We start from the raw sequence: 25,817 nt of genomic DNA on the forward strand, positions 1-25,817 counted from the left end.
TGCAATTTCTGAGTGTCCATCAACGCACCGTTCATGCTTTGATGCTAGCGATCGACCTGAGCGCAAGTGCCCAACGTCTCACCGGGCCTCATGGCAGGTCGACGAGCTGGGCACGCGGGCAAAGGTTCGACTAGTTCGGCCATCGGCCGGTAGGCGAAAGCAACGAACATAATGGGCGCCAAAGGTCTGGTCCTGACCGAACTTTGCCGTGGTTTACGATGCGGGGGGTATCGCAAGCGCTGCCATTGGTCCGCAACCATGGCTTTCGTGCGCTCCAACGCACGGCTGCCCGAGGCGGTCCTGAGTTGGCGGGATTTACACTGCTTGCGTGGACGATGTTTATGGCCGGCCGGGAGGACAGGAGAAGCATGTGGCAAGCCACGGGAACGGCTCCCAACACGGATCTATCCGACGGGCTATTGTCCCCGACTGCCGCCAGCGCCGGTACAGCCGCGTGCTTCAAAGCCCGGCTGCACACCAGCCTCGACGCTGTAAAGCCGCTCTGGCTGCGATTTCAGGCCGATGGCGTGTGCACCGCGCATCAGCATTATGCTTGGGTCGAGGGGATCGCCAAACGGCTGATGCCCAAAGGCGCGGAACTGCTTGTCGTCGAGGTCAACGACGCCGCCACGGGCGCGCCGGTCATGCTTTTGCCGCTGATGCGGCGCCGGGCGCTGGGCCACTCCGTGATCGAATGGCTGAGCTGCGGCGTCTGCGATTATTCGGCACCGCTGCTGGCGGATGACAGGGCATGGACCAGGCAAGGCGCCGACGCCGCATGGGCGGCAGTCCGCGCCGTGCTGCCACCGGCGGATCGCATCCATATCTTGGGAATCCCGCAACAGATCCAACGAGTCGCCAATCCTTTGGCGCTGCTTTCGGCGGCGCACGATTCCCTCCAGATCACCTCCGGCCTTGTCCTGCACGGCGAACCGGAAACGCTCATCAAGCGCATCTGCAGGCCCTCCTTCGCCAAGAGCTTTCACAAGCATTGCCGCCGCCTCGAAAAGCTCGGTGGCCTGAGCCTGGTCGAGGCCGACACGCCGGCGCTTACGGAAACGCTCTTTGACACGCTCCTTGAACTGCGACTGAAGCGGTTTCGCGAGCTCGGCCGTTTCGACCTTTTGACGCAGGAACCCGTCGTCGACTTCTACCGAGATGCCGCGCTGCATGGCCTGGCCGACGGCTCGGTGCGCATCTTCGGACTACGCGGAGGGGAAGCCTGGCTCGCCGTCATCTATGTACTGGTCAGGAAAGGCACGCTCCATACCCTGTTGCTCGGGATCGACCAGAATGCCGTTGCCCCGCCGGGACTGACTACATTTGGCAAGCTGATGATGTGGGGGCGCGGGCAAGGGTTCGACTATTTCGACCTTTCGGTTGGCAGCCAGGGCTATAAGGAGCATATCGGCGCCACCAGTTCGGTCCTGGCCGAACTGTGCCAGTCGATGACGCTGCGGGGATGGGGCGCCACCGCCTATATTTCGCTGCGCTGCCGGATCGAGCTTTTCATTCGCTCCAAACCGCGGCTGCTCAAGGCCGGCCAAGGCCTGGTGCGCGGCCTGCGCCGCTTGCGCTGACAGGCAACCGAGCCGATCCGCAATGAACCGTGAAACGCACAGCATCAATTTGCAGGACCGCTCGAGGGGACGCATCGCAAGGGCGCTGCGGTTCGTCCGGCAGCGAGGAATTCTCGAACCGTTCCTGCTCGTGCGGCGGCATGGCCTTGGTGACAGCGGCCGCTTCGTCGCACGCAACATCCGCCATCTCGTTGCCGACCGGCTGGCGCGCCGGTGGGATCGCGACAATGGCGTCGATACGGCGGGTTCGATCCGGCTCGACGCGCTCGATGTCGTCGGACCGCACCGGGACCAGGGCAATGAATGCGTCTGCACGTCGCCTAGATCCTTCGCCTTCATCATGGACAGGCTGACGGACGATCTCGCAGACTACACCTTCATCGATATCGGTTCGGGCAAGTCGCGCACGCTCCTGTTGGCGTCGCACTACCCGTTCGCCGCGATTGTCGGTGTGGAGTTCGCGCGGGAGCTCGTCGCAATCGCCCGGCGCAACATCGAGCGATACAAGAGCCCGACCCAGAAATGCCGCGAGATTGCAGTCATCGAAGCGGATGCCGCGACGTATGAGTTCCCGCCGACGCCGCTGCTGGTCTATTTCTACAATCCCTTTTCCAGGGACGTGTTCGAAATCGTGCTGGGCAATCTCATGTCGTCGCTGGAAAGGCACCCGCGGCCCTGCCTCGTCGTTTACGGCAGTTCGAGCCACAGGGCCATCGAATGGGCGAAGCCCGCCATCCACGATGCCGGGTCTTTCCAGCAACGCGTGACGCCGCCCATGCCGCGTTTCCTCGACGCGGTGCGGACCATCGATTACGCGATCTTCGACTACCGGCCATCATAAAGGGCGATCTTGTCAGCGCCGGCGGCCGGCCGGGTTCAGCAGCCGTCTCGTCAGCACCCGCCATGCCGTCAGCGGCAGTTCGATCAGCCCCGGCAGCAGATCGTTTGAGGCGAACGCCGCCCAGGATCGAACCGTCGCGAACGAGTTGAGATAGGCCGCGATGCCGAGGCTGCCGCGCCACATCAGCGTCACGGATGAAACAACGTCGCGGGCCAGATACATCCATGCCGTTCCCGGGCGAGCGGTAGCGGCTGCGGTGGCCCGGCCGTTCACTGTTTCCCACAGCATCGCGCCCAGGTCGACGCCGGCGGGCGCGCAAAGTCCGAACCAGGACCAAGGGCGCGGATTAACGTCGAGAAGCTTGAGCGTGCCGTCGCGACAATCGTGCTTGAATTCGACCTCGACCAGGCCGCTATGGCCGATCGACGACAGCAATGTGCGCGCGGCAGCGACGGCGCGGGGCTCGTCGACGATCTCGACGAAGGTGCTGGTATAGCCGAAGTCGACCGGATACTGCCGCGAGCGGCGCGCGGTGAACTCCGCGATCGGCTTGCCCTCGTTCCAGAGCGCGGCGTAAGAGAATTGGCTTTCTCCCCCGCCCGGCACGCGCTCCTGCACGACGACGTTTTGGCCGCCGATCTGTTCGGCCGCGCCGCGATAGGCGGCAAGAAACGAGGCCCTGTCGTCGGCCTGGACGACCTTGGCCCTGGCGATGCGGGTGTTGCCGCCGCCCATGTGAGGCTTGAGAACGACCGGAAAAACCATGTCCAGGGATGAGGCCTGCGCCATGGATGCGATATCATAGGTCCTTGGAATGGACAGCCGCAACTCGGTTGCCCGCCTGTAGAGGAACGGCTTGTCGCAGACCCACTGCAACGCATCCCAGGAAGGCAGCAAGATCTTATAGATCGCCGACAGGGCGGCGAGGTTTTCCGAGACCAGGCGAACCTCTGGATCGGCGGCCGGGATCATGAGGCATCCCTCCAGCCGGTGTTTACGCGCCGCTTCCAGCAGAAACGGCAGCGCCCGCTCATCGTTTGGGCCGGGCCAGCGGATGGTGGCTCCGACAAATCGCGACCAGCCCGGCAGCGGCGAATCATTGGTGATGTAGGTGAGGGGCACTTTTTGCGCGCCGAGGCTGCGCGCCAGGGCAAGCGTGCCGTGCGCGCCCCCAAGAAACACTGCGCCTGACGTCGCCAAGCCTACATCCTCACATGCTGTCCGGCACGGCCGGTTGCCCAGCTCTTCCGCTTTGACAGGCGAGAGCCCCGCCTGATCGCGCTGATACATGGCGGGGCCGGCGACGCTCAACGCGGCTTCGGGCCGGCGGGAACCGAGGCTTCGCCCAGTCTCATGGTGGAGCGCCGTGCGTTCTGCCCCTTGCTTCTGGCAGTGCGTATGAAACGGGTGACGGCCTGCGCCGCATACGGGGTGGCGGCGGTGAAACGCATCAACGGGCCAAAACTCGCGACCGCGCTGGCGCCGACAAAATGCAGGCCGGGAATGTTCGATTCCAGTCCCGTGGAAAGGACAGGCGATCCGTCACGGCAGGCTATCGCATCGAGGAAATCGGGGGCGAAGAGCCCGAGCTTGCCGATGTCTATGCGATAGCCGGTCGCGAGAAGGACGTGATCGTAAGCGGTCGAGCCGTTCTCGAACCGCAAGTCTAGTCCGGAGTTGCTGGCGGAGGCGCCGACGATCACGCGGCCGGCCTTGACCTTGATGCCGCCGAAGTCCGGCAGCAGCCAGCCCGACGCGCCGGCCCTGAGGCCACGCGCATTGACCCAGCGTCGCGCCGCCGCCGGCAAACCATGCACGAGACCCGGCGCCTCGATCAGCCAGGACAGCGGGAACGGGCCGACGCGCGAGGGCGACGCCAGGAGTTCCTCGGCGGCGCCGAGCACATTGCGGCCCCGGCTGCTGGACGGCGCGCCCAGCCAATGGATGTCGCCCCGGCAGACGAGTTCGACGTCGGCTCCCGCCTTTCTCAGCAGGACGGCGGATTCGCAGGCGCTCTGTCCGCGTCCGACAACGGCGACATGCTTGCCGGCAAAGGCTTCGAATCCAATGTGCGCGCTGGTGTGGCTGACCAGTTCGGAGGGCAGGCCGGTGAAGGCGGCGGGCACCAGTTCCTGGTTCTTCAGGCCCATGGCGACGACGACGCGGCCGGCGCGAACCGCATCGCCGTCGGCAAGGATCAGCCGGAATCCCGCATTGGTCCGTTCGACACGGCTCACCATGCGCGTGTCGAGATCCGGAACCGCCTGAGCCTGAACCCACATTCCATAGTCGACGAAATCTTGCCGCAGTAATGGCTCGCGCAATTGGACGCGCTGGCCGCTGGCGTAGGAATCGAGGGAGAGCGGGCCGTTCGGGTTGCCGATAAAGGTTGCGCGCCAGGGCGAGCGAAGCCGCATGCCCCGAGGCATGTTCTCGCGCCAAAAGCCCATCGGGCTGCCAAAGGCAAGCACGTCTACATCAGCTGCCCTGAGCGCCGTGGCGACGCCAAGTCCGAAAGGTCCGGCGCCGACAACAGCCACTTCACAGTCATTGCTTCGCACGGAAGCGGTCATGAACCTTGTTCTCCTGGATGGCCGCGCCATCCCCGCGCCGCTCTGACGCATTGGCGCCGCGGCCGGAGCCCGCCCTATTCCTAGGCGCGCCGAGGTTAACAATGCGGAAAGCAGAAGCGCCGAGCCGCCTCGGCGCATATGCCAAACAAGATGTCATATTGTTCCAGCCCACAGGTTCGCGGACATAATCGAGCCGATGCCGTCGGCTATGCTTGCGTCTTGCAGGGAAGCCGCCGCGGCGAGGAAATTGACACCCGCGCCGCTCTCCGCCATCCTTGGGGCCAGTCGCCGGACCGCGAAGAGCGGTCGAGTTCCGTGTCAGGGCGACCGAGGGCGAAGCGCATGTCCAGTGCCGTGAACAGCCAGAACTCCAAGCGTGCCGCGGTGCGCAAGGCGCTCGACCGCCACAAGGTCCACATCACCGCGCAGAGTTTTTCAGGCGGCACCTATAGGGCGCGCGTGCTGGTCGATGGCGAGGCCTACTGGGTCGACGAATTCCGCTTGAGCCAGCTGCGGCAGGGCCTGTCGCCCGCTGAGCTCGAACTGACGCCGGCGGCCGACGATTGAGCGTGGTGACTGGTTGGCAGCGACGTTTCGGCTAGTCACGCTGATACATGCCGCATCGGACCGTTCGAGCAGGCATGGCGCTCTGTTGTTGCAATTGGCTGGCTTGCGACGGTCGATGCCATGACGACGCCCTCCAAGCTCAAACCTTACCGCGCCAAGCGCGAATTCTCGAAGACGCCGGAACCGGCGGGTGGGTTGATCGCCGAGGAGGGCAACCGCTTCGTCGTCCACAAGCACCATGCCACGGCGGACCACTACGATCTGCGCCTGGAGGTCGGCGGCGTGCTGAAGAGCTGGGCGGTGCCGCGCGGACCCTCGCTCAATCCGGCCGACAAAAGGCTGGCGGTCGAGACCGAGGACCATCCGCTCGAATATATCGACTTCGAGGGCGTCATTCCCGAAGGCGAGTATGGCGGCGGGCCGATGATCGTCTGGGACACGGGCAGCTGGGCGCCGATGGACGATGTCGAGAAGAGCTTGCGCACCGGCGCCTTCAAGTTCCGGCTGGCCGGGAAAAAGCTCAATGGCGGCTGGATGTTGACCAGGCTGAAGCCGAAGCCCGGCGAAGAGGAGGGCAAGAAGAATTGGCTTCTGTTCAAGGAGCGCGATCTCGCTTCCAATCCCACGCTCGACATCCTCGAAGAGCGGCCGGAGAGCGTGAAATCCGGCCGCCGTATCGAGGAGCTGGTGGCGCCGCCGCCGGCCAAGGCTGCGCCAAGGCCCGGTACGCTGAAGCCCGGCGCCTTGCCCGGCGCGGTCAAGACCTCGCCCGCCGCCCGTATAGAGCCGCAACTGGCGACACAGGTGCCGAAACCGCCGGGCGGTGACGATCCTGGCGACCGCACCGGCGAGTCCTGGCTGCACGAGATCAAGTTCGACGGCTACCGCACCATGGCGCATCTGACAGGTGGCGAGGTCAGGCTGATCACCCGCGGCGGCATCGACTGGACCAAGCGTTATGGCGATCTGCCGCATGCCTTCGCCAAGCTGCCGTGCCGGGAGGCCATCATCGACGGCGAGATCGTCGTGCTCGACGGCAAGGGCATTTCCCGCTTCGCGCTTCTGCAGGACGCGCTGGCGGAGGGCGCCGGCAGCAAGCTGCATTTCTACGCCTTCGATCTCCTGCATCTCGACGGCTGGGATTTGCGCAAGGCGCCGCTGGAAAGGCGCAAGGCGCTGCTGGCCGAACTGCTCGCCGGCCTGCGCGCCAACTCCGCGATCCAGTACAGCGATCACGTGGGCGGCGACGGGCAGGGGCTTTACGACCAGGCCTCGGAGCTTGGCCTGGAAGGCGTCGTCTCCAAGCGCGCAACCGCGGCCTACCAGAGCGGCCGCACGAAGAGCTGGACCAAGACCAAGGCGCTGCAAACCGGCGATTTCGTCATCGCCGGCTACACGGTTTCGGATGCAGCCGAGGGGCTGGCGGCGCTTGGCCTTGCCGAATTCGAGGACGGCGAGCTTCACTATCGCGGCAAGGTCGGCACCGGCTTCGACGCTGAGACCGCGGCCGATCTTCTGGCCCGGCTGGAGCCGCTCACATCAGGCGCCATGGCGCCCGAAGGCGCGCCGCGCGAAATCATGCGCGAGATGCATTGGGTGAAGCCGCTGTTTTCAGCCCATATCCATTACGCCAACCGCACGGCGGACAATGCTCTGCGCCATGCGGTGTTTCGCGGCCTCAGGGATGTCGGCCTCTCGACGCCGGTTTCGGCCAAGCGCAAGCGGCTGATCGCGGAGGCTGACCTCGCCACGATCTGGGTAACCAACCCGACCAGGCGCCTGTTCGGCAAGACCGGGCCCACCAAGCTCGACATCGCCGTCTACTACGCGCTGGTCGGGGATTTCATGCTGCCGCATATTCTAGGGCGTCCAGTGTCGCTGGTGCGCTGCCCGACCGGCCTGCCGAAGGACTGCTTCTTCCAGCGCCATGCCTTCACCGGCATGCCGCCTTCGGTTGCCACCTTCGAGGCGACCAATTCCGAGGGTGAGACCAAATCCTACCTCTCGGTCGAGGGCGCGAAGGGCTATCTGGCGCTGGCGCAGTTCGGCGTGGTCGAGTTCCACACCTGGGGCACGCATCGCACCAGCCTCGACAGGCCCGACCAGATTGTCTTCGATCTCGATCCGGGCGAAGGGATCTCCTGGCGCGAAGTGGTGGAGGCCGCCGTGCACATCAAGGGCGAACTGGAGGAACTGGGGCTGGTGCCCTTTGCCAAAACCTCGGGCGGCAAGGGCATCCATATCACCGTGCCGGTGACGGCCAGGCAGAACTGGAAGACGCTGCACCAGGCGACCAGCGCTATTTCCACGCATCTGGCGGCAAGCGCGCCGGACACCTTCACCACCACAATGGGCAAGGACAACCGCAAGAAGCGCATTTTCATCGACTATCACCGCAACGCGCGCGGCCACACCTCCGCCGCACCCTATTCGCTGCGCGCCCGCACCAACCTGCCGGCCTCCACACCGGTGAGCTGGGCGGATCTGGAGACAATCGACGCGCCGCAGGACCTGAACTATGCGTCGCTGCCGGGACTCTTGGAAACGTCGGGCGATCCGTGGGCTGAGATCGACGAGTTTGCTCGGGATTTGCCTACGTTCAAATAGATTGGTTTCCTCCCCGCTTCGCGGGGGCGAGGAAACCCAAGTCCATCGACGCTTTTGACAATTTGAATTATTCTCTACTCGCGGCCCTTCCGGCGTCCTAAAACATTTCGTCAGGATTTGCCGGTAAGGTGCGGGGTCGGTGTAGGATTTACGCAGCCTTGTTCGTCCTTCGGACGAAAGCGCTGCGATAGTTGCAGTGCATGGCCGCGTAGGAGTTCATCATGGCGCCCAGGGCAAGTTGGAAAGGTTACCTCAAGCTCAGTCTGGTGAGCTGTCCGGTGCGGCTATACCCCGCCACCAGCGCCAGCGAGCGCATCTCGTTCAACCAGTTGCACAAGAAGACCCACAACCGCATCAACATGAAGCCGGTCGATCCGGAACTCGGACTGGTCGAGCGTTCGGACCTGGTCAAGGGCTACGAGTACGAGGACAAGCAGTACATCATCATCGAAGATAGCGACCTCGACGCGGTGCGCATCGAATCCAACCACACGATGAACATCGAGGCCTTCGTCGACGAGGACGAGGTCGACGTCATCTACCAGGACGCGCCCTATTACATGGCGCCGGACGGCGCGATGGCGGAGGAGACTTTCGCCGTGCTGCGCGAAGCCATGCGCAAATCCGGCAAGCTGGCGATCGCCCGGCTGGTCCTGTCCAGCCGCGAGCGCGTGGTGACGATCGGCGCGCGCGAAAACGGCATGTTCGTGTGTACGTTGAGGAACCCGAACGAAGTGCGCGGCACGGCTGAATATTTCGGCAACATCCCTGCGGGCAACCCGGATCCTGAAATGCTGCAACTGGCCGAAGCGCTGATCAAGCAGAAGGAAACCACCTTCGATCCGAAGAACTACGAGGACCGCTACGAGATCGCGCTGATGGCCATGATCCGCGAGAAGCTGAAGGGCCACAAGCCTATCATCGCGGCGGCACCCGAGCGCGGCAACGTCATCAATTTGATGGATGCGCTGAAGGCGAGCCTGTCGCAGTCGCAGTCGAAGCCGCCGGCCAAGTCGAAGAGCAAGGCCGACGAGAAGCCCGCCGCCAAGGCCAAGGCGGCCGCGGGCGGCGCTGCTGAGAATCCGCTGAAAGCCAACCTGCTGAAGGCGGTCGGCAAGAGCAAGAAGTGACGGCACCAGCCGGCGCCATATTCGGCACGATCGGCGCGCTGGCGGCGTTTCCGCTCAGGCTGGCGGCGCGCGAGGTCGCGCGCCAGCATGGCGAACTCAGGCGCGGTGTCATCCGGCGCACCACGCATGTCGTGTTCGGTCGCGGTCTGCTGGTCAAGGCCGGTCTGGTCAAAGCCGGGCTCACGAAGACCGGCGATGCCGACATCGAACGCCGCGTCGCCGCCGAGCGCGGCGCCGGGCGCACATTGCTCAGCGAGAACGGTTTTCTGCGCCTGCTCGGACTGATGAAGGCGCCTGAGGCCTCCTCGCTGTCGCGGCAATCGCTGATCGATCAGTCGCGGCTATCCGGCGCCGACCTCGATCTCCTGTCGCTGTTCGATGCCTTCGAATATGACTCGGAACCCTATTCCTTCCGCGACCTGATCCTGGCGCGCAAATATGCCGGGCTGGTCGCCGGTGGCGCGACATGGGGCGCCATCGCGCGCTCGGTGCATCGTTCCGGCCCGGTGGCTTCGCTCACCGCCAAGTCGCTCGCGGTCGGCTCGGCATCCGGGCGGCCCGATGCGATCTATCTGGACGGCGGCGAGAGCGAGCTCGACGGGCAATTGCTGTTCGATCTCGGCGCCTCCGACGACGATCCGCTGGAAGAGCTGTTCGCCGAGGCCGAAGCGGCGGAGGAGGGCGGCGACCATGATGGTGCCGCCGCGCTCTACCGGCGCTGCCTTGCAATCGATCCAGGCGACGCGATCGCCGCCTTCAACCGCGCCAACTGCCTGCGCGCCGGCGGCCACCCGGCGGAAGCGGCCCATGACTATGCCCGCGCGATCAAGCTCGATCCGGCTTTCGTCGAGGCCTGGTTCAATCTCGCCGGGCTGATGAGCGAGGAGGGCAAGACGGCGTCGGCGCGAAGGCACTTGTGGAAGGCGATCGCGCTCGACGGCAATTACGCCGATCCGGTTTTCAATCTCGCCCGGCTCGAATTCGACGCCGGCAATTTGCTGGAAGCGCGGCGGCTGTGGGCACGGTATCTGGAGCTCGACGCGGAGTCGGAGTGGGCTGGAGTTGCGGCCAAGGGCGTGCAGTTCGTGGACATGCAGCTGGCGAAATCGGCGGGGTAAAGCTCTTTCCTTCTCCCGTTTTGGGAGAAGGTGGATCGGCGCGCAGCGCCGAGACGGTTGAGGGGTGCGTGTCGGAATGAGGCGTTTGCGTTTCCTGGAACACCCGTGATCCGGCCGAGCTTCGCGAGACCACCCCCGGGGCGAGCCAACGGTCTCGCCCGCCCTTCGGGTCCCACAAGGGGAGAAGGGGTCACCAACGCCGAGCCACGGGAGCCCTATTCCATGACCACCTTCCTCTTCGACGGCGACGACACAGCTCCCGTCACCATCCTGCTCGCGCATGGCGCCGGCGCGTCGATGGATTTCCCTTCGATGACCGCCACCGCCAAGGCGCTGGCGGCAGTAGGCTTTCAGGTCGCGCGGTTCGAGTTCCACTATATGGCGTCCCGCCGCTATGGCCACCGCAAGCCGCCGCCGCGCGCCGAGACAGTGAACCCGGAATACATCAAGGCGATCGCCGACCTCAGGGCGAGGGGCGTGACCGGGACGTTGATCATCGGCGGCAAATCGATGGGCGGTCGCGTCGCCTCGATGGTGGCGGACGAGATGTTTGCCAGGGGCGAAATCTCGGGCCTGCTTTGCCTCGGCTATCCCTTCCACCCGCCCGGCAAGCCCGAGCAGTTGCGGACCAAGCATCTGGCCGGGTTGACGATACCGACGCTGATCTTCCAGGGCACGCGCGACGAGTTCGGCACGCCCGACGAGGTTGCCGGCTATGGGCTCTCCGACAGCATCGAGATCGTATGGTTGGAGGATGGCGATCACGATCTGAAGCCGCGCAAGAGCATCTCGGGGTTTTCGACCGCCGATCATCTGAAGACGCTGGCCGAAACGGTGAAGGCTTGGACGGGCAAGCTCGTCTCTTGACCCGCCGATGAAAATCGCCTCCTTCAATATCAATAACGTCAACAGCCGGCTGAAGAATCTGCTGACCTGGCTGGCGGCGGCAAGACCCGATGTCGTCTGCCTGCAGGAGTTGAAGGCGCGCGATATGCAGTTTCCGCGCACTGCCCTGGCCGATGCCGGCTACGGCGCGGTGTGGAAGGGGGAGCCGACCTGGAACGGCGTCGCCATACTGGCGCGGGGCGCCGAGCCGGTGCTGACGCGCGATGTGCTGCCCGGCGACGATGCCGACAGGCAGAGCCGCTACATCGAGGCGGCGGTGAACGGAATCGTCATCGGCTGCCTGTACGCGCCGAACGGCAACCCGCAGCCGGGGCCGAAATTTCAGTACAAGCTCGCCTGGCATGACAGGTTCGCCGCGCATGCGGCACAACTGCTCGACACCGGCCTGCCGGTGGTGCTGGCGGGCGACTACAACATCGTGCCCGAGCCGCGCGATATCTATGCCACACGCTCCTATGACGATAACGCGCTGGTACAGCCGGAAAGCCGGGCAGCCTTTGCGGCGCTCATCGAGCAAGGCTGGACGGACGCACTGCGCAAGGTGTACCCCAAAGAGACGCTCTACACCTTCTGGGATTACCGGCGGAACCGCTGGCCGCGCGATGCGGGCTTGCGGCTCGACCATATCCTCCTGTCGAAGAAGCTCGCCCGCAAGCTCAAGGCTGCCGGCATCGACCGCGACGTGCGCGGTGAGGACGGCGCCAGCGACCACGCGCCGGTGTGGGTGGAGTTGCGGTGAGGGGCGGCGTTTGGCGAAGCAGAATGCCCGCTCTCTTTTTCTCCGCCCTTCGGCGACAGCGACCATACAGTATACGGCGCAGAGTAAAATACGGCTCCCTAGCAGTAGACAGTCATTCTGATGGAATTGCCGTGCTTTTGCGTCCGCAAAAGCTCCACTTTCGATTGGGCGAAACTCGTTGAAGAATCCGGAGCTTACCGCTAGCCTCGATCCGGGTGGTCGGAAGAGTGTACGTGGGGTGGAATGTTCGGGTCACTGGAAAAGCTCAAGCAACGGCTGTTGCGGCCGCCGCATGCCTATAGGCCGACGACAGAGTCATTCCCCGACATTGACGTCCAGCGCATTGCAACGGATATGCGGCTTGCGGAGAAAGGCGAGAAGCGGGGCAGGGAGAATCTGCCTCAAAGCGATGACCTACCTTACGATGCCGTTGAAAACGATATCATCGAATTGGTCGGAGCCGCCCAGAAACAATCCCACGATCATCTGGAGAACCAACTTGCGGGGTTCAGGCAGCGTCTCATCGACCTCGACTTTGAATCGCGCTTTGCCAATATAAAAGCGGCATCCACGGCTGGTCTCTCCGACTTGAAAGCCGAATTGCAGATGGGAATCGATGATCTGCATGGGCTGCGTCGCGATCTGAAGGAGGCAGAGTCCTGGCATCGTGATTTCAAGGATCAGAACGGGCTTCGCCGGCCCTGCAAGAAGACCACCGCCATCGGTACGACGTTGAAATGGCTCTTTGTGGTGGCGCTGGTGATGGCAGAGCTCGTCATCAATGGCGAACTGCTTGCAAAGCGAAACGAGCTCGGGCTGGTCGGCGGCATCGTCGAGGCGCTGATCTTCGCGATTCTCAATGTCGGCGTCGCGCTGATGTTCGCCCTCTATGGCGTGCGCGAGATCGCGCATCGCTCGATTTTCCGTAAGTTTGTCGGCATTCTCGCCATCGCGGCCTATATCGGCGCAGCGATTGCCATCAATCTTGGTCTGGCGCATTACCGCGAGGTTGCCGGAACGATCGCGACCAATGGCGACGAGGTGATGCGACGCTTGCTAAGCGCGCCATTCGCGCTGAACGAATTTCGCTCCTGGATACTCTTCTTCCTCGGTGTGATGTTTTCACTCTTTGCCCTGATCGATGGGCTCAGCATGCGTGACACTTATCCAGGCTACGCCACGGTTGATCACCGGCTTGACGAGGCGCGGGCAAATTATCGAAACAAGCGGCAAGGCCTGATCGGCGAGCTTTCCGATGTTCGCAGTGGTTATGAGGACGAACTCGCCGATGCGCGCGCCGACCTCAGCAAGCAGCGGACAGAACACGATGCGATCGTGGCCCATCGCTCTCGGTTGGTTGGGCTGTTCGACGCCCACCAAGCTCAGCTTGAACGTGCGGCAAACAGCCTGTTCCGAATCTACAGGGACGCCAATATCGCTGTACGCACGACACCCGCGCCGGAGCGCTTTTCGCGGCCATACCAACTCGGCCGCATCGGCGTCCAGTATTTCCGCGACGGGGAATGGAACAGCGACGAATTGCAAGCTTCCATCAAGGATGCGCAAGGCGACCTCGACAAGATGCTGGTCGCCTTGGGTGAACAGTTCGAGGCTGCGTTGAAGCAGTATCGCGAACTGGATGTGCTGGTGCCTGAAGCCCAATGAGCGGTCGACGGTCCCGGCGCTCGCCTTCCAACCTTGTCAACTGGGGCTGGATTATTCTATTCGCGCTCGGCCTCATTGCCGCCGCGATAGGCTTTACCTACGTCTATGTCTCGGCGCGCTCGCAACTCGTCGAACTTGACGATCGGCTTTGCCCGGTCGTCGGAGCTGCGTCGCAAACCATCATCCTGATCGATACCACGGATGCAATCGCTGACGTCACCAAACTGAACATCCAGACCCTGCTGCGCGATACCGCCTCCGGCATCCAGCGCGGTGGCTTGCTCGAGATCAGGGCCCTTACATCAGCGGTACCCTATACGAAAGAACTCTTCTCGCTGTGCAACCCCGGCAATGGCGGCGACCTCAGTGCTTTCACCGGCAATGCGGCGCTGGCGCGAGAGCGTTGGCAAGCGGGATTCGGCCAGCCGCTGCTGGTTGCGCTTGAAAAAGCGGTCGAGGCAAACAAGGCCGACAGCTCGCCGATCATGGCCGGCATTCAGTCGATAGCCGTCAGCCATCTGGTCGCCCAGAAAACGCGTGCGGTCCCCTCGCGGCTGATTGTCGTTTCGGACATGTTCGAGAATACCGAATTCTTCTCTCACTACCGCGGCGCCACAGACTTCGATGCCTTCAAAAAGTCGCCCGCGGCAAACCGCTTCGCTACGGATCTCGCTGGCAGCGATGTGTCGATCTGGCTCATACGCCGGGCGAAGTCGCCCGTCGACAGCGTCGCGTTGATGGCATTCTGGCAGCAGTGGATTGATTACAATCACGGCGTTTTCAGCTCTGCCAAGTCGTTGCAAGGAGTTGAAGGGTGAGGCGGCCGCGCGTGGCCAGCCGGCAGTTGGACGCTGCGGCGCCACTGGTCTTTATCGTTTTTACCGGCCTGGGCGCCGCCTACATAGTCGTGGCCAAATCGCTTTCCGTGTCGGCATTCGTCGTTACCTTCGTGCCGATCGCGCTGATGATGGGCTACGCGGCGATGATCATGATCGCGCGCGGGCTCCGGCTGCGCGACGACCAAACCGGGGACAACTTCTACTATATGGGCTTCATCTTCACGCTCACCAGCCTCGCCGTTTCGCTTTACCAGTATGGAGGCGGTGGCGCAGTCGACGAGATCGTGCGCAATTTCGGCATCGCGGTTGCCTCCACCATCGCCGGCATTGCATTTCGCATCGTCTTCAATCAGCTCCGACGCGACCCCATGGAAGTGGAACGCGTGTCACGTCTCGAGCTCGCAGAAGCATCCCGCAAGGTGCGCCGGGAACTCGATGGCATCCTGAGCGAGATGAACCATTTCCAACGCTCCAACCAGCAGATGCTGCAAGAGGGCTATCACGAGATACGAACGCAAGTGGAAACCTCGGCGAAATCCCTGGTCCAGTCTCTGGACCTGCTCGCCAAGGAAGCTTCCGAGCACATCAGGGCATCCTCGCTGGCGATGCAGAGCGGAATAGACACCAAGGAGCTGCGGGGCGGCATCGACCAGACAGCCAAGGCAGTTCACGATATCAACGCCATCCTGACCAGCGCCAGCACGCAGATTGCGACCGCGACACAGATGATGGCCGACAAGCTCGCTGGCATGTCGACACCCGACAAGGTCATCGAGGTTCGGCTGGAGCCGGTCGTGGCCGGTTTGCAGCGGGCGATCGAAACCGCCATGAGCGATTTCTCTTCCCGTCTTGGCGATGTGGCGGAGCTTCGGCGCGGGCTGGAACAGTCCACGGCGGAAGCGCTTCGGGCCAGCGATGTGCTCGACAAACTTGCGGCGACATTTGAGGGTTATGATCGAGCGCCGACGCGGCAGGGTCTATTCAGACGGCTCTGGCGTGGCGGCTAAAGCGCGTTGCATGGTCAGTGTGGGACGATGTCGATGAAGATGCCTTCCTCGCTTATCGCCGAAGGGGAACGCGGCCATCGCCGAGGCGTGGTGCTTGGGCTCACAATGGCCGAGCTTCTCCTCCTTCTGCTTTTCTGCCTCCTTCTGGTCTCGGCCAGCATCGCACAGCGAAAAGATGAGAGGATCGCCGAGCTGCAGGCCTCCGCGAACCTGGACATCACGGTGGGCCAGCTTGCCGACATGCGTGCCGAACTGGCGCGCCTGCAGGCGCTGTTTCCAAAAGCGGCGCTTCCTTTGCCGCCAGCCAACTGGACCGAGCTCGTTGCGGCCAAAGCGGTGATCGACGGGCTTACGGAAAAGGGCATCGATGCCGCGCCGACGTCAGATCCGACGCTGCGGAAATTGCTGCTCGAAATCAGCGAAGCCAAAGCCGCCGACCCCCGTCTGCTGGACCGACTTGAAAAGACGCTCTCGGCCTCCAACGACAGGAGCGCGGACGCTGAATCGTCGATGCAGTGGCCGCCGATGATAACGTTGAGCGACGACGGCTATACATTTGAACGTGGCAGCGCTGCTCTCACCGACGCGTTCCGGGCTCGTTTGCAGACCAAGGTCACGGACGACGTTCTGTCTTTGCTGACACGCTACAAAGTCGATGTCGTCGAGATCGTCGGTCACACGGATGAGCAGAAAATCAATCCGGCCAAGCCGTCCAACCTCGATGCGGTTGCGATCTCGGCGATGAACGGAGCCAGCGCTATCAGCGATTTGACCCCGGCCGACAATGCGGGGCTGGGGCTCTCGCGCGCTATCGCGGTAGCGAACGCGCTGATCCAGACGGGACGGCTGGGCAGTGTGAAGATCATTCCGTTGTCAGCGGCACAGCTCGTAATGCCGGGAGACATTATCGCCGACGGCAGCCACGTTGGCGATGTTCGGGAACGCCGGCGTATCGAGATTCGGGTACGACGGTCCTCGGACGGCGGCACCAATTAACGCGGTGATCGCGCGATTCAGCCTGCTTGGCGGTATCCTTGTTTTGACCGCAGCGCTTTTTCGCAATCGCGTGGCCTGGATCGCAAAGCCTTCGTCGCTTCGCTCCCGCTGCACCGAGGGATCGACGAACGGCGCCCAACTACCCCAGCCACCACCATAGCGCCGCGATCACCGCGATAACGGCCGCCACGCTTAGCGCCAGCATGATGTAGGAGCCCTTGATGATGTCGGCGATGATCTTCTTGATGGCCTCGCGGTCGTTGAGATTGGGGAAGGGCTCGTTCGGTTGCGCCACGTCGAGGAAGTGGCAGAGCGGGGCCCAGCCTTCGCTGACCTTGAACACCAGCAGCTTTTCCGGCGGCACCGCCGCCTTCACTTCCTCGACATATGCGTTGTAGCGCTCCACGGCCTTGGCGCGGTTGCCCATGACGCCGGCTAGCGTGCGGCCCCAGATCAGCCTGCGTGACATGTCGCCGAATTTCCGGCCGAACGGCGTCAGCCATTCCAGGATCTTGAACTGCCAGACATTCTCGGTGAAGTAGATCGTGTCGATGGTGCTCTCGTACCAGGCTTCCGCGCCGCGCGGGTGCAAGGTGAGCAGCACCTTGGCGTCGGGATAGGCGGCCATCAGTTCGCGCCACACGCAGCAGCCTGGATTGTCGACCGTCGCCTTGTAATTGCCGAATACCCGGCTCCAGTCCTGCTGCGTGCCGGGCGGGCTGTTGGCCACCTTGCGCCAGAAATCGAGATGGCCCTTGTTGGCCTTGTTCAGGATCACTTCCTGCATGTGGTAGCAGGGCAGGCCGAGCCTGTTCAGCGCGACGAAGGTCGACCATGTACCGGTGCGCCCGAAGCCGGCCCCGATCAGCGTGAGCGTCATTTGTTCCCCCGACCAAACCAAGGCCGCGTGCTCGCGCCAAAAAAGGACGCCGCGGCAACCCTAGGCATGCCCTGCGCGACAAGGACGCCGCGCCGCAGGATCGATTTGCTCCCTTGCATCGATCTTCTGGCAACACGTTGCGCCCCGGACGGCATTTGCGCAACAGATTTCTATGGGGCCTGTGTGAGAGGACCGCTGTTGACGTCGGACGATGATAGAAGAAGACGCATTGCCGTCTTGAACGGCGCGGAGCGGATCGGCGTGATGTCCACGCCTCCAGGTGAGACGTTGCCGTCATCGACGCTTTCGCAAAATCAAACGGAGGGCGGGCAGCGCCGCTGCCCGCCCTCGCAGCTCACTCAGCCGCGAGCTTGTCCTGCGTGTTCGTGTCGAAATCGCTGGCGTCGTGACGTTCGTGCAGCTGCATCGCGGGTTCGCCGAAGGCGCGGTTTACCATGCGTCCGCGCTTGACCGCGGGGCGCTCGTCGATCGCCTTCGCCCAGCGCTGCACGTTCTTGTAATCCTGCACCGAAAGGAACTCGCCGGAATCATTGTACATGCGGCCGAGCGCCAGTCCGCCATACCAGGGCCAGACCGCCATGTCGGCGATCGAGTAGCCGGCGCCGGAAAGATATTCGGTTTCGGCCAGGCGGCGGTCGAGCACGTCGAGCTGGCGCTTGGTTTCCATGGCAAAGCGGTCGATGGCGTATTCGATCTTGGTCGGCGCGTACGCATAGAAATGACCGAAGCCGCCGCCGAGATAAGGGGCAGAGCCCATCTGCCAGAACAGCCAGGACAGGGTCTCGGCGCGCGCCGGCTGGTCGGTCGGCAGGAACTCGCCGAACTTTTCGGCGAGATAGGTGAGGATCGAACCGGACTCGAAGACGCGGATGAGCGTGGCGCCGCTGCGGTCCATCAGTGCGGGGATCTTGGAGTTCGGATTGACCTCGACGAAGCCGCTGCCGAACTGGTCGCCATCGTTGATCCTGATCAGCCAGGCGTCGTATTCGGCGCCCTTGTGGCCAAGCGCCAGCAGTTCCTCCAGCATGATCGTCACCTTGACGCCGTTCGGCGTCGCCAGCGAATAGAGCTGCAACGGGTGCTTGCCCACCGGCAGCACCTTGTCATGCGTCGGGCCGGCGATCGGGCGGTTGATGCTGGCGAAGGCGCCGCCGCTCGGCTTATTCCAGGTCCATACTTTCGGCGGAGTGTATTCGGTCATCGCAGGGCCTCGTATTGTGGGGAGAGACAGGTTGGAAGCGGGACTGGCAGTTGCACCTACAGCTAGGGCTGCAAACGGGAAAGTTCAACTTGCGTTGAACTATTGTCAATGACCATCCCTCTCATCTTCCCTTCGGGCTTCGAAAGGATGGAGGGGATGCCCCCCCTTGCGCCTTGGTTCGCGTGCCATACCTATAGGAACGTGACCCCCAAGCCCGTCCAGGACAAGAGCATGCCCATCAATCCCAACAGACGCTCCGTCGTGGCGGTGCGCGCCACCATTCCAGACGATGCCTTTACTGCCGGGGCATTAGGCACGCTGCGCGAAGGCAGCGGCGTCGTTATCCGCGACAATGGGTTGGTGCTGACCATCGGCTATCTCATTACCGAGGCGGAAGAGGTGTGGCTTACGACCCATGACGGCCGCGTCGTGCCGGCGCATGCGCTGGCCTACGACCAGGAATCGGGCTTTGGCCTGGTTCAGGCGCTGGCGCCGCTTGGCCTGCCGGCGGTGGCGCTGGGCGACGCCGGCAGAGCCAAAATCGGGGACAACGTGGTGCTCGCCGACGGCATCGGCCAGTCGGTTCAGGCCAGGATCGTCACCAAGCAGGAATTCGCCGGCTATTGGGAATACCTGCTCGAGGAAGCGATCTTCATTGCGCCGGCGCATCCTTCCTGGGGCGGCGCGGCGCTGTTCGATGCAAAGGGCGCGCTGCTCGGCGTCGGGTCGCTGCGCCTGCAGATGAGCCGCAACGGCGAGGTCGCCGATATCAACATGGTGGTGCCGATCGACCTGTTGCCGCCCATCCTCGACGATCTCCTGACGCGCGGCCAGGTGGCGCGGCCGCCACGGCCATGGCTCGGCGCCCTTTCGGCCGAAAGCGACGGCCGGGTGGTGGTGATGAGCGTGACCGAAGGCGGTCCGGCCGCCAAGGCGGGCCTGCGCGAGGGCGACGTCATCTCCGACATACGAGACGGCGCGGTCGACGGGCTGGCCGATTTCTATCGCAAACTATGGGAGAGCGGTTCGGCCGGGGCCGAGATCCCGATGCGGGTCCTGCGCGACGGCCGTGAAACCTGGCTGCGCGTCAAATCCGCCGATCGCGACAGTTTCCTGAAGAAGCCGCAGTTGCAGTGAGCGCGTTACCTTCTCGGCAGCAGAGAAGGAAAGCCTTCAGCCCAGTCCGAAAAGAAAAGCCGCCGTCGCTTGCGCGAGGGCGGCTTTTCCCTGGGACGACGTCAGGAAAAAACGATCAAGGGATTCAAGATACCGTTCTATCTCCTTGTTCGAGCTTGAGAAGATCAAGCCGCGGCCTTGTGCTTCCTGACGGCGTGCTTGTGGCTGTGCTTGCGTACAGGCTTCTTCACATGCCTGCTGGCGTGCTTGCGATGCTTGACATGCTTGTGCGCGGCCGCCTTGACCGGCTTCTTCACGGCAGCGGCAGCGAGCGGAGCCGCGGTCGAGGCTGCCGCGGTGGTGGCGGCCGCGTTGGCGGTGCTGGCGCCGAGAACCGGCATTGCGAGACCGAGTGCAATGGCCAGGCCGAGCGCGGAGAGGAGAGGCTTGTTCATGAAAGGCTTCCTTGTTTCAGAGATAGATGGTGGACGTCACTGGTTCAGATCGACCGGTGTCACGCCCAGAAGTTTCAAGGCGTTGGCGAAGGTACGGATGCCCTGCGCCTCCTTGCGTTCGGCACAAAAACGGCTGGCCTTGTTCTGGAGCGCGGTTGCCTCGGCCAGATGGATCGCACTGGCACCGAGGTCGTTTTTCGTCTCGATGGCTCCGTCGAGTTGAAGACCGAGCCGGCTGCAGGACTCGCTGCGGGTAACCGCCGCTTCCGCACCCGACGGTGCGACCGCATTGATGGCAAACGAAATGCCAAGCAGGGCACCCATCCATCCGGTCGAACGTGGTTTCATTTTCGGGACCATCCCTTTGCGTTGCGCCGCGACCGGTTCCGGCCGCCGCGGGGGTGGTTATCGCAGCACCGCTTTTCTCCAGTTTTTCCCCTAGGTTGAATCTTGTTTCTGAAGTGTGTCTGGAGGGCGCTTCTCCCTCCTCCGCTGTGGGAAGACGTAAGAGCGCTGCGCCCGCTGCGGCGCTTCTGCCTCTTTCCCCGCCGCTGTCATTCGCGTATGGGCCGGGGCAACTCCCGCACCCTCACATCAGCCTCCCGGACCACTCATGATCAGACTTGAAAACATCGGCAAGCAGAACGGCCGTCAGCTTGTCTTCATCGAGGCGTCGGCCGCCTTGCAGAAAGGCGAAAAGGTCGGGCTCGTCGGCCCCAACGGCGCCGGCAAGACAACACTGTTTCGCATGATCACCGGGCAGGAACAGCCCGACGAGGGCCAGGTGCAGGTCGATCGCGGCGTCACGATCGGCTATTTCAGCCAGGATGTCGGCGATATGGACGGCCGTAGCGCGGTGGCCGAAGTGATGAACGGCGCCGGGCCGGTGAGCGAAGTGGCGGCCGAGATGGCGGCGCTGGAGGCGGCTATGGCTGATCCCGACCAGGCGGACCGGATGGACGAGATCATCGAACGCTATGGCGAGGCGCAGCACCGCTTCGAGGAACTCGACGGCTATGCGCTCGACGGCCGGGCGCGGGAAGTGCTCGACGGTCTCGGTTTCTCGCAGGAGATGATGGACGGCGACGTCGGAAAACTCTCCGGCGGCTGGAAGATGCGCGTGGCGCTGGCACGCATTCTGCTGATGCGGCCCGACGCCATGCTGCTCGACGAGCCGAGCAACCATCTCGACCTGGAAAGCCTGATCTGGCTCGAGCAGTTCCTGAAGAATTATGACGGCGCGCTCCTGATGACCTCGCATGACCGCGAGTTCATGAACCGCATCGTCAACAAGGTGGTGGAGATCGATGGCGGTTCGCTCACCGCCTATTCCGGCAATTACGAATTCTACCAGCAGCAGCGCGCGATCGCGGACAAGCAGCAGCAGGCGCAGTTCGAGCGCCAGCAGGCGATGCTGGCCAAGGAGATCGCCTTTATCGAACGGTTCAAGGCGCGCGCGTCGCATGCGGCCCAGGTGCAGAGCCGGGTGAAGAAGCTCGACAAGATCGATCGCGTCGAGCCGCCGAAGCGCCGCCAAACGGTGAATTTCGAGTTCCAGCCGGCGCCGCGCTGCGGCGAGGACGTCGTGACATTGAAGAACGTCCACAAGGCCTATGGCAGCCGTTCGATCTACGAAGGGCTCGACTTCCAGGTCCGCCGCCGCGAGCGCTGGTGCATCATGGGCGTCAATGGCGCGGGCAAGTCGACGCTGTTGAAATTGGTGGCCGGCGCGTCCAATCCCGACCAGGGCTCGGTGGCGCGTGGTCCGAGCGTCAAGATGGGCTATTTCGCCCAGCATGCCATGGAGCTGCTCGACGGCGAGCGCACCGTGTTCCAGACGCTGGAGGACAATTTTCCGCAGGCCGGCCAGGCGCCGCTTCGGGCGCTTGCCGGCTGCTTCGGTTTTTCCGGCGACGAGATCGAGAAGAAGTGCCGGGTGCTTTCGGGCGGCGAAAAGGCGCGGCTGGTGATGGCGCTGATGCTGTTCGACCCGCCCAACCTCCTGGTGCTGGACGAGCCGACCAACCATCTCGACATCGTCACCAAGCAGATGCTGATCGAGGCGCTGTCGCAGTATGAGGGCACCATGTTGTTCGTCTCGCACGACCGCCATTTCCTCGCGGCGCTGTCCAATCGCGTGCTGGAACTGACGCCGGATGGCATCCACACCTATGGCGGCGGCTACACCGAATATGTCGAGCGCACCGGGCAGGAGGCACCGGGGCTGAGGGGATAAGCACAGAGGCTACTCTCCGGAAGCGGCCGTGGAACGCTACGCCGTCATTTCCGAAAAGAGCCAATCGCGAAAAGCCTTCACCTTGCGCCGGCGGACCGCGTCCGGAGGGTAGACCAGGTAGAAGCTGGAAACCGATTTCAGCGCGTGGCCGAAAGGGCGGACAAGCCTTCCGGTGGCGAGGTCGGCCGCCACGAGCATGGTCCGGCCAAGTACCACGCCTTCACCTTGCACGGCCGATTCGACGGCGAAAGTGGCGGAATCGAAGGTAATCCCGCTCCGCGGATCCACGCCTTCCACTCCCGCGCTGGACAGCCAGGCCGCCCAGCCGATCGGGAAACCATCATGGATCAGCGTGTGGTGCCTGAGATCGTCGGGCTTCTCCAGCGGCCAGGCGCCCTGCATGAGCCTCGGGCTACACACTGGAAACACCTCCTCGCCAGTGAGGAATTCCGATGTGAGACCCGGATAGTTTCCGGCGCCATAGCGGATGGCGACGTCGATGCCGTCGCCAAGGAAATTGGTCAACCTGCCCGTCGTCGAAATCCTGACGTCGATGTCGCCATGCGCGCGATGAAAGCGATAGAGCCGCGGCACCAGCCATTTTCCCGCGAAGCCGTCGGAGGTGGAGACGTTCAATGTCGAGCCCGAATGGGCGGCCGTCGCCGATTGGGTGGCGGCCGCGAGCTGGTCGAGCATCTCGTGGACCGCCCTCGCATAGGGCTCGCCCACGGCGGTGAGGCGCACCGAGCGCGTCGCGCGCTCGAACAGAAGCACGCCGAGCTGTTCCTCAAGGTGCTTGATCGCCCGGCTGACGGCGCCGTGCGTGACGTTGAGCTCGTCGGCTGCCCTGGAGAAATTCAAATGCCGCGCGGCGGCCTCGAAGGCCGGCAGCGCGTTGAGTGGGGGAAGTCTGCGGATCATGCCCAATCTGTGAGATTTGATCACAAATCCTTGCCAAACTTTGGATTGCCTGTCCAGCACATGCTGGACAGAATGCTCGCAGGATTTGTGATCAAACCTCACGAGAGCAGCATGGCTACCGTTCACCCCTTCCTCTGGTTCAATCTCAACACTGAAGAGGCGCGCGACTTCTATCTGTCTGTATTCAAGAATGGCCGGGCGCTTGAGGCGATCGAATTCACCGATTTCGTCGGCGGCACGAACAAAACGGTGCCGCACGCGATTTTCGACTTCGAGCTCGAGGGCCAGCGCTTCACCGCGCTCAATGCCGGCTCAATGCCGCCGTTCAACGAGCGGATCTCGCTCTACATCGAGACCAAGGACCAGGCCGAGACAGATTATTACTGGAACGCGCTGACGGGCGGCGGCGCAGAAAAGCCTTGCGGTTGGCTGAGGGACAAATTCGGCGTCTACTGGCAGGTGATCCCCGAAGCGGCCCTGCGCCTGATGAACGACCCGGACCGCGACAAGGCGGGCCGGGCGCGGCAGGCGATGTACAAGATGAGCAAGATCATTGTCGCCGACATCGACGCGGCCCACGCCGGCAAGGCGTAATCCAGCAGTCCATCCTGAAGACGGAGGTTCCCATGGCATCGCTCAAGGGCAAGAGAATTATTGTCGTCGGAGGCAGTTCCGGCATAGGGCTCGGCGTAGCGGCAGCCGCGCTGGAGCGCGGCGCGGAGCTGGTGATCGTCGGCCGCTCGGGCGAAAAGCTCAAGGCCGCGGAACGGACGCTCGGCCCGGGCGGTCGCGTGCGAAGCCTTTCCGCTGATATGACAAAAGAGGCGGATATTGCCCGGATGTTCGACGAAACCGGTGCCTTCGACCACCTCGTCTCGACGGCTGGAACGCCGCCGCCCAACGACCCGATCGGCCAGACCGACATGGACTACGTGCGGCGCTTCGTCGACAACAAGCTGATCGGCGCCGTGATGCTCGCCAAACATGGCGTGCGCACGCTGAAAGCCGGAGGGTCGATGACCTTCACATCAGGCATCAACAAGGACCGCCCGCCGGTTCCCGGAGGCTCGGTTGTTTCCGCGATCGCCGGTTCATTCAGCTATTTCGCCCGGGCGCTGGCGCTGGAGCTGGCCCCGACGCGCGTCAATATCGTGTCGCCGGGATGGGTCGACACGCCGATGTGGGACGAACTCGTCGGTGAGGCCAAATCCGGTTTTTTCGCCGGCATGGCCGCCCGCCTGCCCGCGAGAAAGGTCGCTACGCCCGCCGACGTCGCCCCTGCCTATCTCTACCTCATGGAAAGCGAATTCACGACCGGCGAGACGATCCGCATCGATGGCGGACAGAACCTGATCTAGTTGGCATCGCAGGGTCGTCAAACGTCACGCTTCGATGCGACGCCACCTGGGTTTGAACGATACCGTCCGCAGTCCGGCGTCGCGCACGCGATTGACGAATGCGTCGTTGACGAACACCGGGGACGCGCGCATCGGCAGCTTGAAAATTTCGGCGGTGCCGATCTTGTCCGCATCGAATTCGTATCGCTCGATCGCGAGAATGGCGCCGTCATCAAAATAGACGATTCCAGACCGCTCCTCGTCCAGCGCATCGATCACGGTGGTCACGTTGAAAAGCCAGACCTCTTCCCCGCGCAACGGGATCAGCTGGCCATAGGGCAGCAGATATGCCTTCAGCGCGTCGACGGCAGGCTTGCGCAAAAGCGGCGCATGCTCGCCAAGCCAAGGGAAGTCCGAATAGAGGGGGTCGCCCTCCGACACGCGGCGCATGACCGGTGGGTCCCAGTTCTCGAGGGGTGTTCCGTCAAGGGAGAAGAAGACCTCGTAGTAGGCCTCGTCGACCGGAAGCACCCATTCCTGGCCCTCGACAACCGCGAATTCGTAAATGGTCGTCATGGGCGGCGTTCCCAAGTTCAGTCCTGCTTCCGCTTCTGCGATCCCATCAAACGCTGGCCTGCCTTCAGAAGCATCAAAGCATATCATCTATGGATATTTTGTCGTGGCCGGGGGGCTCGGCTCGCCCGCGAGTTCGTTCGGCAGCGGCAAACTCGAGCACTGCAAATGTATCCTGCGGGCGAACATCTTGCGCTCCCTTTGCTCGTGCTCCTTGATGGCTGCCGCGAGACCCAATCCGTAAGGGCCAAGGAAGACACCGGTCCCCCAACCGGGATGCTCTTTTTCACGCGCATCATAGTTCGAGGCCTCGACCCGGGCCTGTTGGCATTCCGGCGATATCCATTTCGGGTCTTGCGTCGAAAGCGAGGCCCCATAATCCACCGGAGAGCTCACACATCCAGTTGCCACCGTGGCTAGCACCACCAACACCACAAGTCTCATCCCGGGTCTTCTCCGCGGCATTTTCGAGAGCACAGACCCTCCTTGCTACACGGGGAAGGCCGGCG

The 25,817-nt window shown here is 63.3% G+C and carries 25 protein-coding genes; 16 read left to right on the plus strand and 9 right to left on the minus strand.

Going from position 1 to position 25,817, the window contains the following annotated elements; all coding sequences use genetic code 11:
- The first annotated feature begins 368 nt into the window (after positions 1 to 368).
- Both FJ953_RS01600 and FJ953_RS01605 read left to right on the plus strand, forming a co-directional pair.
- Entirely contained in the window at positions 369 to 1,580 is a 1,212-nt protein-coding gene (locus tag FJ953_RS01600; protein ID WP_140622896.1) for a GNAT family N-acetyltransferase, read from the plus strand.
- A 22-nt stretch (positions 1,581 to 1,602) separates the two neighbouring features.
- Entirely contained in the window at positions 1,603 to 2,421 is an 819-nt protein-coding gene (locus FJ953_RS01605) for a class I SAM-dependent methyltransferase (RefSeq protein ID WP_140622898.1), read from the plus strand.
- Between the two features lie 12 nt (positions 2,422 to 2,433).
- On the opposite strand, the gene FJ953_RS01610 is transcribed toward FJ953_RS01605, so the two are convergent.
- Together FJ953_RS01610 and FJ953_RS01615 are read right to left on the minus strand one after the other, a co-directional pair.
- The gene (locus tag FJ953_RS01610) at positions 2,434 to 3,621 is read right to left on the minus strand and encodes an ATP-grasp domain-containing protein (RefSeq protein ID WP_140622900.1); all 1,188 of its coding nucleotides are present in this window, start codon (positions 3,619 to 3,621) and stop codon (positions 2,434 to 2,436) included.
- Positions 3,622 to 3,728: 107 nt separating this feature from the next.
- On the minus strand, positions 3,729 to 4,994 hold the full coding sequence (locus FJ953_RS01615) for an NAD(P)/FAD-dependent oxidoreductase (protein ID WP_140622902.1): 1,266 nt from the start codon (positions 4,992 to 4,994) through the stop codon (positions 3,729 to 3,731).
- A gap of 342 nt (positions 4,995 to 5,336) precedes the next feature.
- On the opposite strand from FJ953_RS01615, the gene FJ953_RS01620 reads away from it, so the two are divergent.
- From FJ953_RS01620 to FJ953_RS01665, 10 genes are all read left to right on the plus strand, one after another.
- Entirely contained in the window at positions 5,337 to 5,561 is a 225-nt protein-coding gene (locus tag FJ953_RS01620) for a hypothetical protein (RefSeq protein ID WP_140622904.1), read from the plus strand.
- Positions 5,562 to 5,681: 120 nt separating this feature from the next.
- Positions 5,682 to 8,168: a DNA ligase D gene (gene ligD / locus FJ953_RS01625; protein WP_140622906.1), complete on the plus strand. Its 2,487-nt coding sequence runs from the start codon at positions 5,682 to 5,684 to the stop codon at positions 8,166 to 8,168.
- A 221-nt stretch (positions 8,169 to 8,389) separates the two neighbouring features.
- Positions 8,390 to 9,298: a Ku protein gene (locus tag FJ953_RS01630; RefSeq protein WP_140622908.1), complete on the plus strand. Its 909-nt coding sequence runs from the start codon at positions 8,390 to 8,392 to the stop codon at positions 9,296 to 9,298.
- The gene (locus FJ953_RS01635) at positions 9,295 to 10,416 is read left to right on the plus strand and encodes a tetratricopeptide repeat protein (RefSeq protein ID WP_140622910.1); all 1,122 of its coding nucleotides are present in this window, start codon (positions 9,295 to 9,297) and stop codon (positions 10,414 to 10,416) included. Before FJ953_RS01630 ends, FJ953_RS01635 begins: the two co-directional genes overlap by 4 nt.
- Positions 10,417 to 10,638: 222 nt before the next feature.
- Positions 10,639 to 11,283 carry an alpha/beta family hydrolase gene (locus FJ953_RS01640; protein WP_140622912.1) on the plus strand — a complete coding sequence of 215 codons (645 nt, stop codon included), beginning with the start codon at positions 10,639 to 10,641 and terminating at the stop codon, positions 11,281 to 11,283.
- Between the two features lie 7 nt (positions 11,284 to 11,290).
- A complete protein-coding gene (locus FJ953_RS01645) occupies positions 11,291 to 12,061 on the plus strand; it encodes an exodeoxyribonuclease III (RefSeq protein ID WP_140622913.1) in 771 nt (256 codons plus the stop codon).
- Between the two features lie 243 nt (positions 12,062 to 12,304).
- Positions 12,305 to 13,726 carry a hypothetical protein gene (locus FJ953_RS01650; protein ID WP_140499050.1) on the plus strand — a complete coding sequence of 474 codons (1,422 nt, stop codon included), beginning with the start codon at positions 12,305 to 12,307 and terminating at the stop codon, positions 13,724 to 13,726.
- Positions 13,723 to 14,544, plus strand: coding sequence for a hypothetical protein (locus FJ953_RS01655; RefSeq protein WP_140499048.1), 822 nt, complete (start codon positions 13,723 to 13,725; stop codon positions 14,542 to 14,544). The genes FJ953_RS01650 and FJ953_RS01655 overlap by 4 nt, the downstream gene beginning before the upstream one ends.
- Positions 14,541 to 15,572 (plus strand): hypothetical protein, encoded by a 1,032-nt coding sequence (locus tag FJ953_RS01660; protein ID WP_140499046.1) that lies wholly within the window; start codon positions 14,541 to 14,543, stop codon positions 15,570 to 15,572. Before FJ953_RS01655 ends, FJ953_RS01660 begins: the two co-directional genes overlap by 4 nt.
- Before the next feature lie 33 nt (positions 15,573 to 15,605).
- Complete coding sequence (locus tag FJ953_RS01665) at positions 15,606 to 16,568, plus strand: hypothetical protein (RefSeq protein WP_181167220.1); 963 nt, start codon at positions 15,606 to 15,608, stop codon at positions 16,566 to 16,568.
- 139 nt (positions 16,569 to 16,707) lie between these two features.
- Here FJ953_RS01665 and FJ953_RS01670 read toward each other — a convergent pair whose 3' ends face one another.
- Positions 16,708 to 17,448: a sulfotransferase family protein gene (locus FJ953_RS01670; RefSeq protein ID WP_140499042.1), complete on the minus strand. Its 741-nt coding sequence runs from the start codon at positions 17,446 to 17,448 to the stop codon at positions 16,708 to 16,710.
- Positions 17,449 to 17,803: 355 nt separating this feature from the next.
- Positions 17,804 to 18,670, minus strand: coding sequence for a glutathione-dependent disulfide-bond oxidoreductase (yghU, locus tag FJ953_RS01675; protein WP_140622915.1), 867 nt, complete (start codon positions 18,668 to 18,670; stop codon positions 17,804 to 17,806).
- Between the two features lie 231 nt (positions 18,671 to 18,901).
- On the opposite strand from yghU, the gene FJ953_RS01680 reads away from it, so the two are divergent.
- Entirely contained in the window at positions 18,902 to 19,807 is a 906-nt protein-coding gene (locus tag FJ953_RS01680; protein WP_140622917.1) for a S1C family serine protease, read from the plus strand.
- Between the two features lie 164 nt (positions 19,808 to 19,971).
- On the opposite strand, the gene FJ953_RS01685 is transcribed toward FJ953_RS01680, so the two are convergent.
- On the minus strand, positions 19,972 to 20,241 hold the full coding sequence (locus tag FJ953_RS01685; protein ID WP_140556396.1) for a hypothetical protein: 270 nt from the start codon (positions 20,239 to 20,241) through the stop codon (positions 19,972 to 19,974).
- 36 nt (positions 20,242 to 20,277) lie between these two features.
- Positions 20,278 to 20,589 carry a hypothetical protein gene (locus FJ953_RS01690; RefSeq protein ID WP_246672659.1) on the minus strand — a complete coding sequence of 104 codons (312 nt, stop codon included), beginning with the start codon at positions 20,587 to 20,589 and terminating at the stop codon, positions 20,278 to 20,280.
- A gap of 265 nt (positions 20,590 to 20,854) precedes the next feature.
- Here FJ953_RS01690 and FJ953_RS01695 point away from each other — a divergent pair, with 265 nt between their 5' ends.
- The gene (locus tag FJ953_RS01695) at positions 20,855 to 22,477 is read left to right on the plus strand and encodes an ABC-F family ATP-binding cassette domain-containing protein (protein ID WP_140559823.1); all 1,623 of its coding nucleotides are present in this window, start codon (positions 20,855 to 20,857) and stop codon (positions 22,475 to 22,477) included.
- A gap of 36 nt (positions 22,478 to 22,513) precedes the next feature.
- Here the strand turns inward: FJ953_RS01695 and gcvA are convergent, their stop codons facing one another.
- On the minus strand, positions 22,514 to 23,398 hold the full coding sequence (gcvA, locus tag FJ953_RS01700; protein WP_140499030.1) for a transcriptional regulator GcvA: 885 nt from the start codon (positions 23,396 to 23,398) through the stop codon (positions 22,514 to 22,516).
- Positions 23,399 to 23,509: 111 nt separating this feature from the next.
- Between gcvA and FJ953_RS01705 the strand changes: the two genes are divergently transcribed.
- Both FJ953_RS01705 and FJ953_RS01710 read left to right on the plus strand, forming a co-directional pair.
- The gene (locus tag FJ953_RS01705) at positions 23,510 to 23,992 is read left to right on the plus strand and encodes a VOC family protein (RefSeq protein ID WP_140622919.1); all 483 of its coding nucleotides are present in this window, start codon (positions 23,510 to 23,512) and stop codon (positions 23,990 to 23,992) included.
- A 32-nt stretch (positions 23,993 to 24,024) separates the two neighbouring features.
- Positions 24,025 to 24,756, plus strand: coding sequence for an SDR family oxidoreductase (locus tag FJ953_RS01710; protein WP_140622921.1), 732 nt, complete (start codon positions 24,025 to 24,027; stop codon positions 24,754 to 24,756).
- Positions 24,757 to 24,780: 24 nt separating this feature from the next.
- Here FJ953_RS01710 and FJ953_RS01715 read toward each other — a convergent pair whose 3' ends face one another.
- Positions 24,781 to 25,311, minus strand: coding sequence for a DUF1629 domain-containing protein (locus FJ953_RS01715; RefSeq protein ID WP_140622923.1), 531 nt, complete (start codon positions 25,309 to 25,311; stop codon positions 24,781 to 24,783).
- Between the two features lie 87 nt (positions 25,312 to 25,398).
- Positions 25,399 to 25,752: a hypothetical protein gene (locus FJ953_RS01720; protein ID WP_140622925.1), complete on the minus strand. Its 354-nt coding sequence runs from the start codon at positions 25,750 to 25,752 to the stop codon at positions 25,399 to 25,401.
- Between the last annotated feature and the right edge of the window lie 65 nt (positions 25,753 to 25,817).

This window comes from Mesorhizobium sp. B2-3-6, assembly GCF_006442305.1.
In the GTDB taxonomy this organism is placed as follows: Bacteria; Pseudomonadota; Alphaproteobacteria; order Rhizobiales; family Rhizobiaceae; genus Mesorhizobium.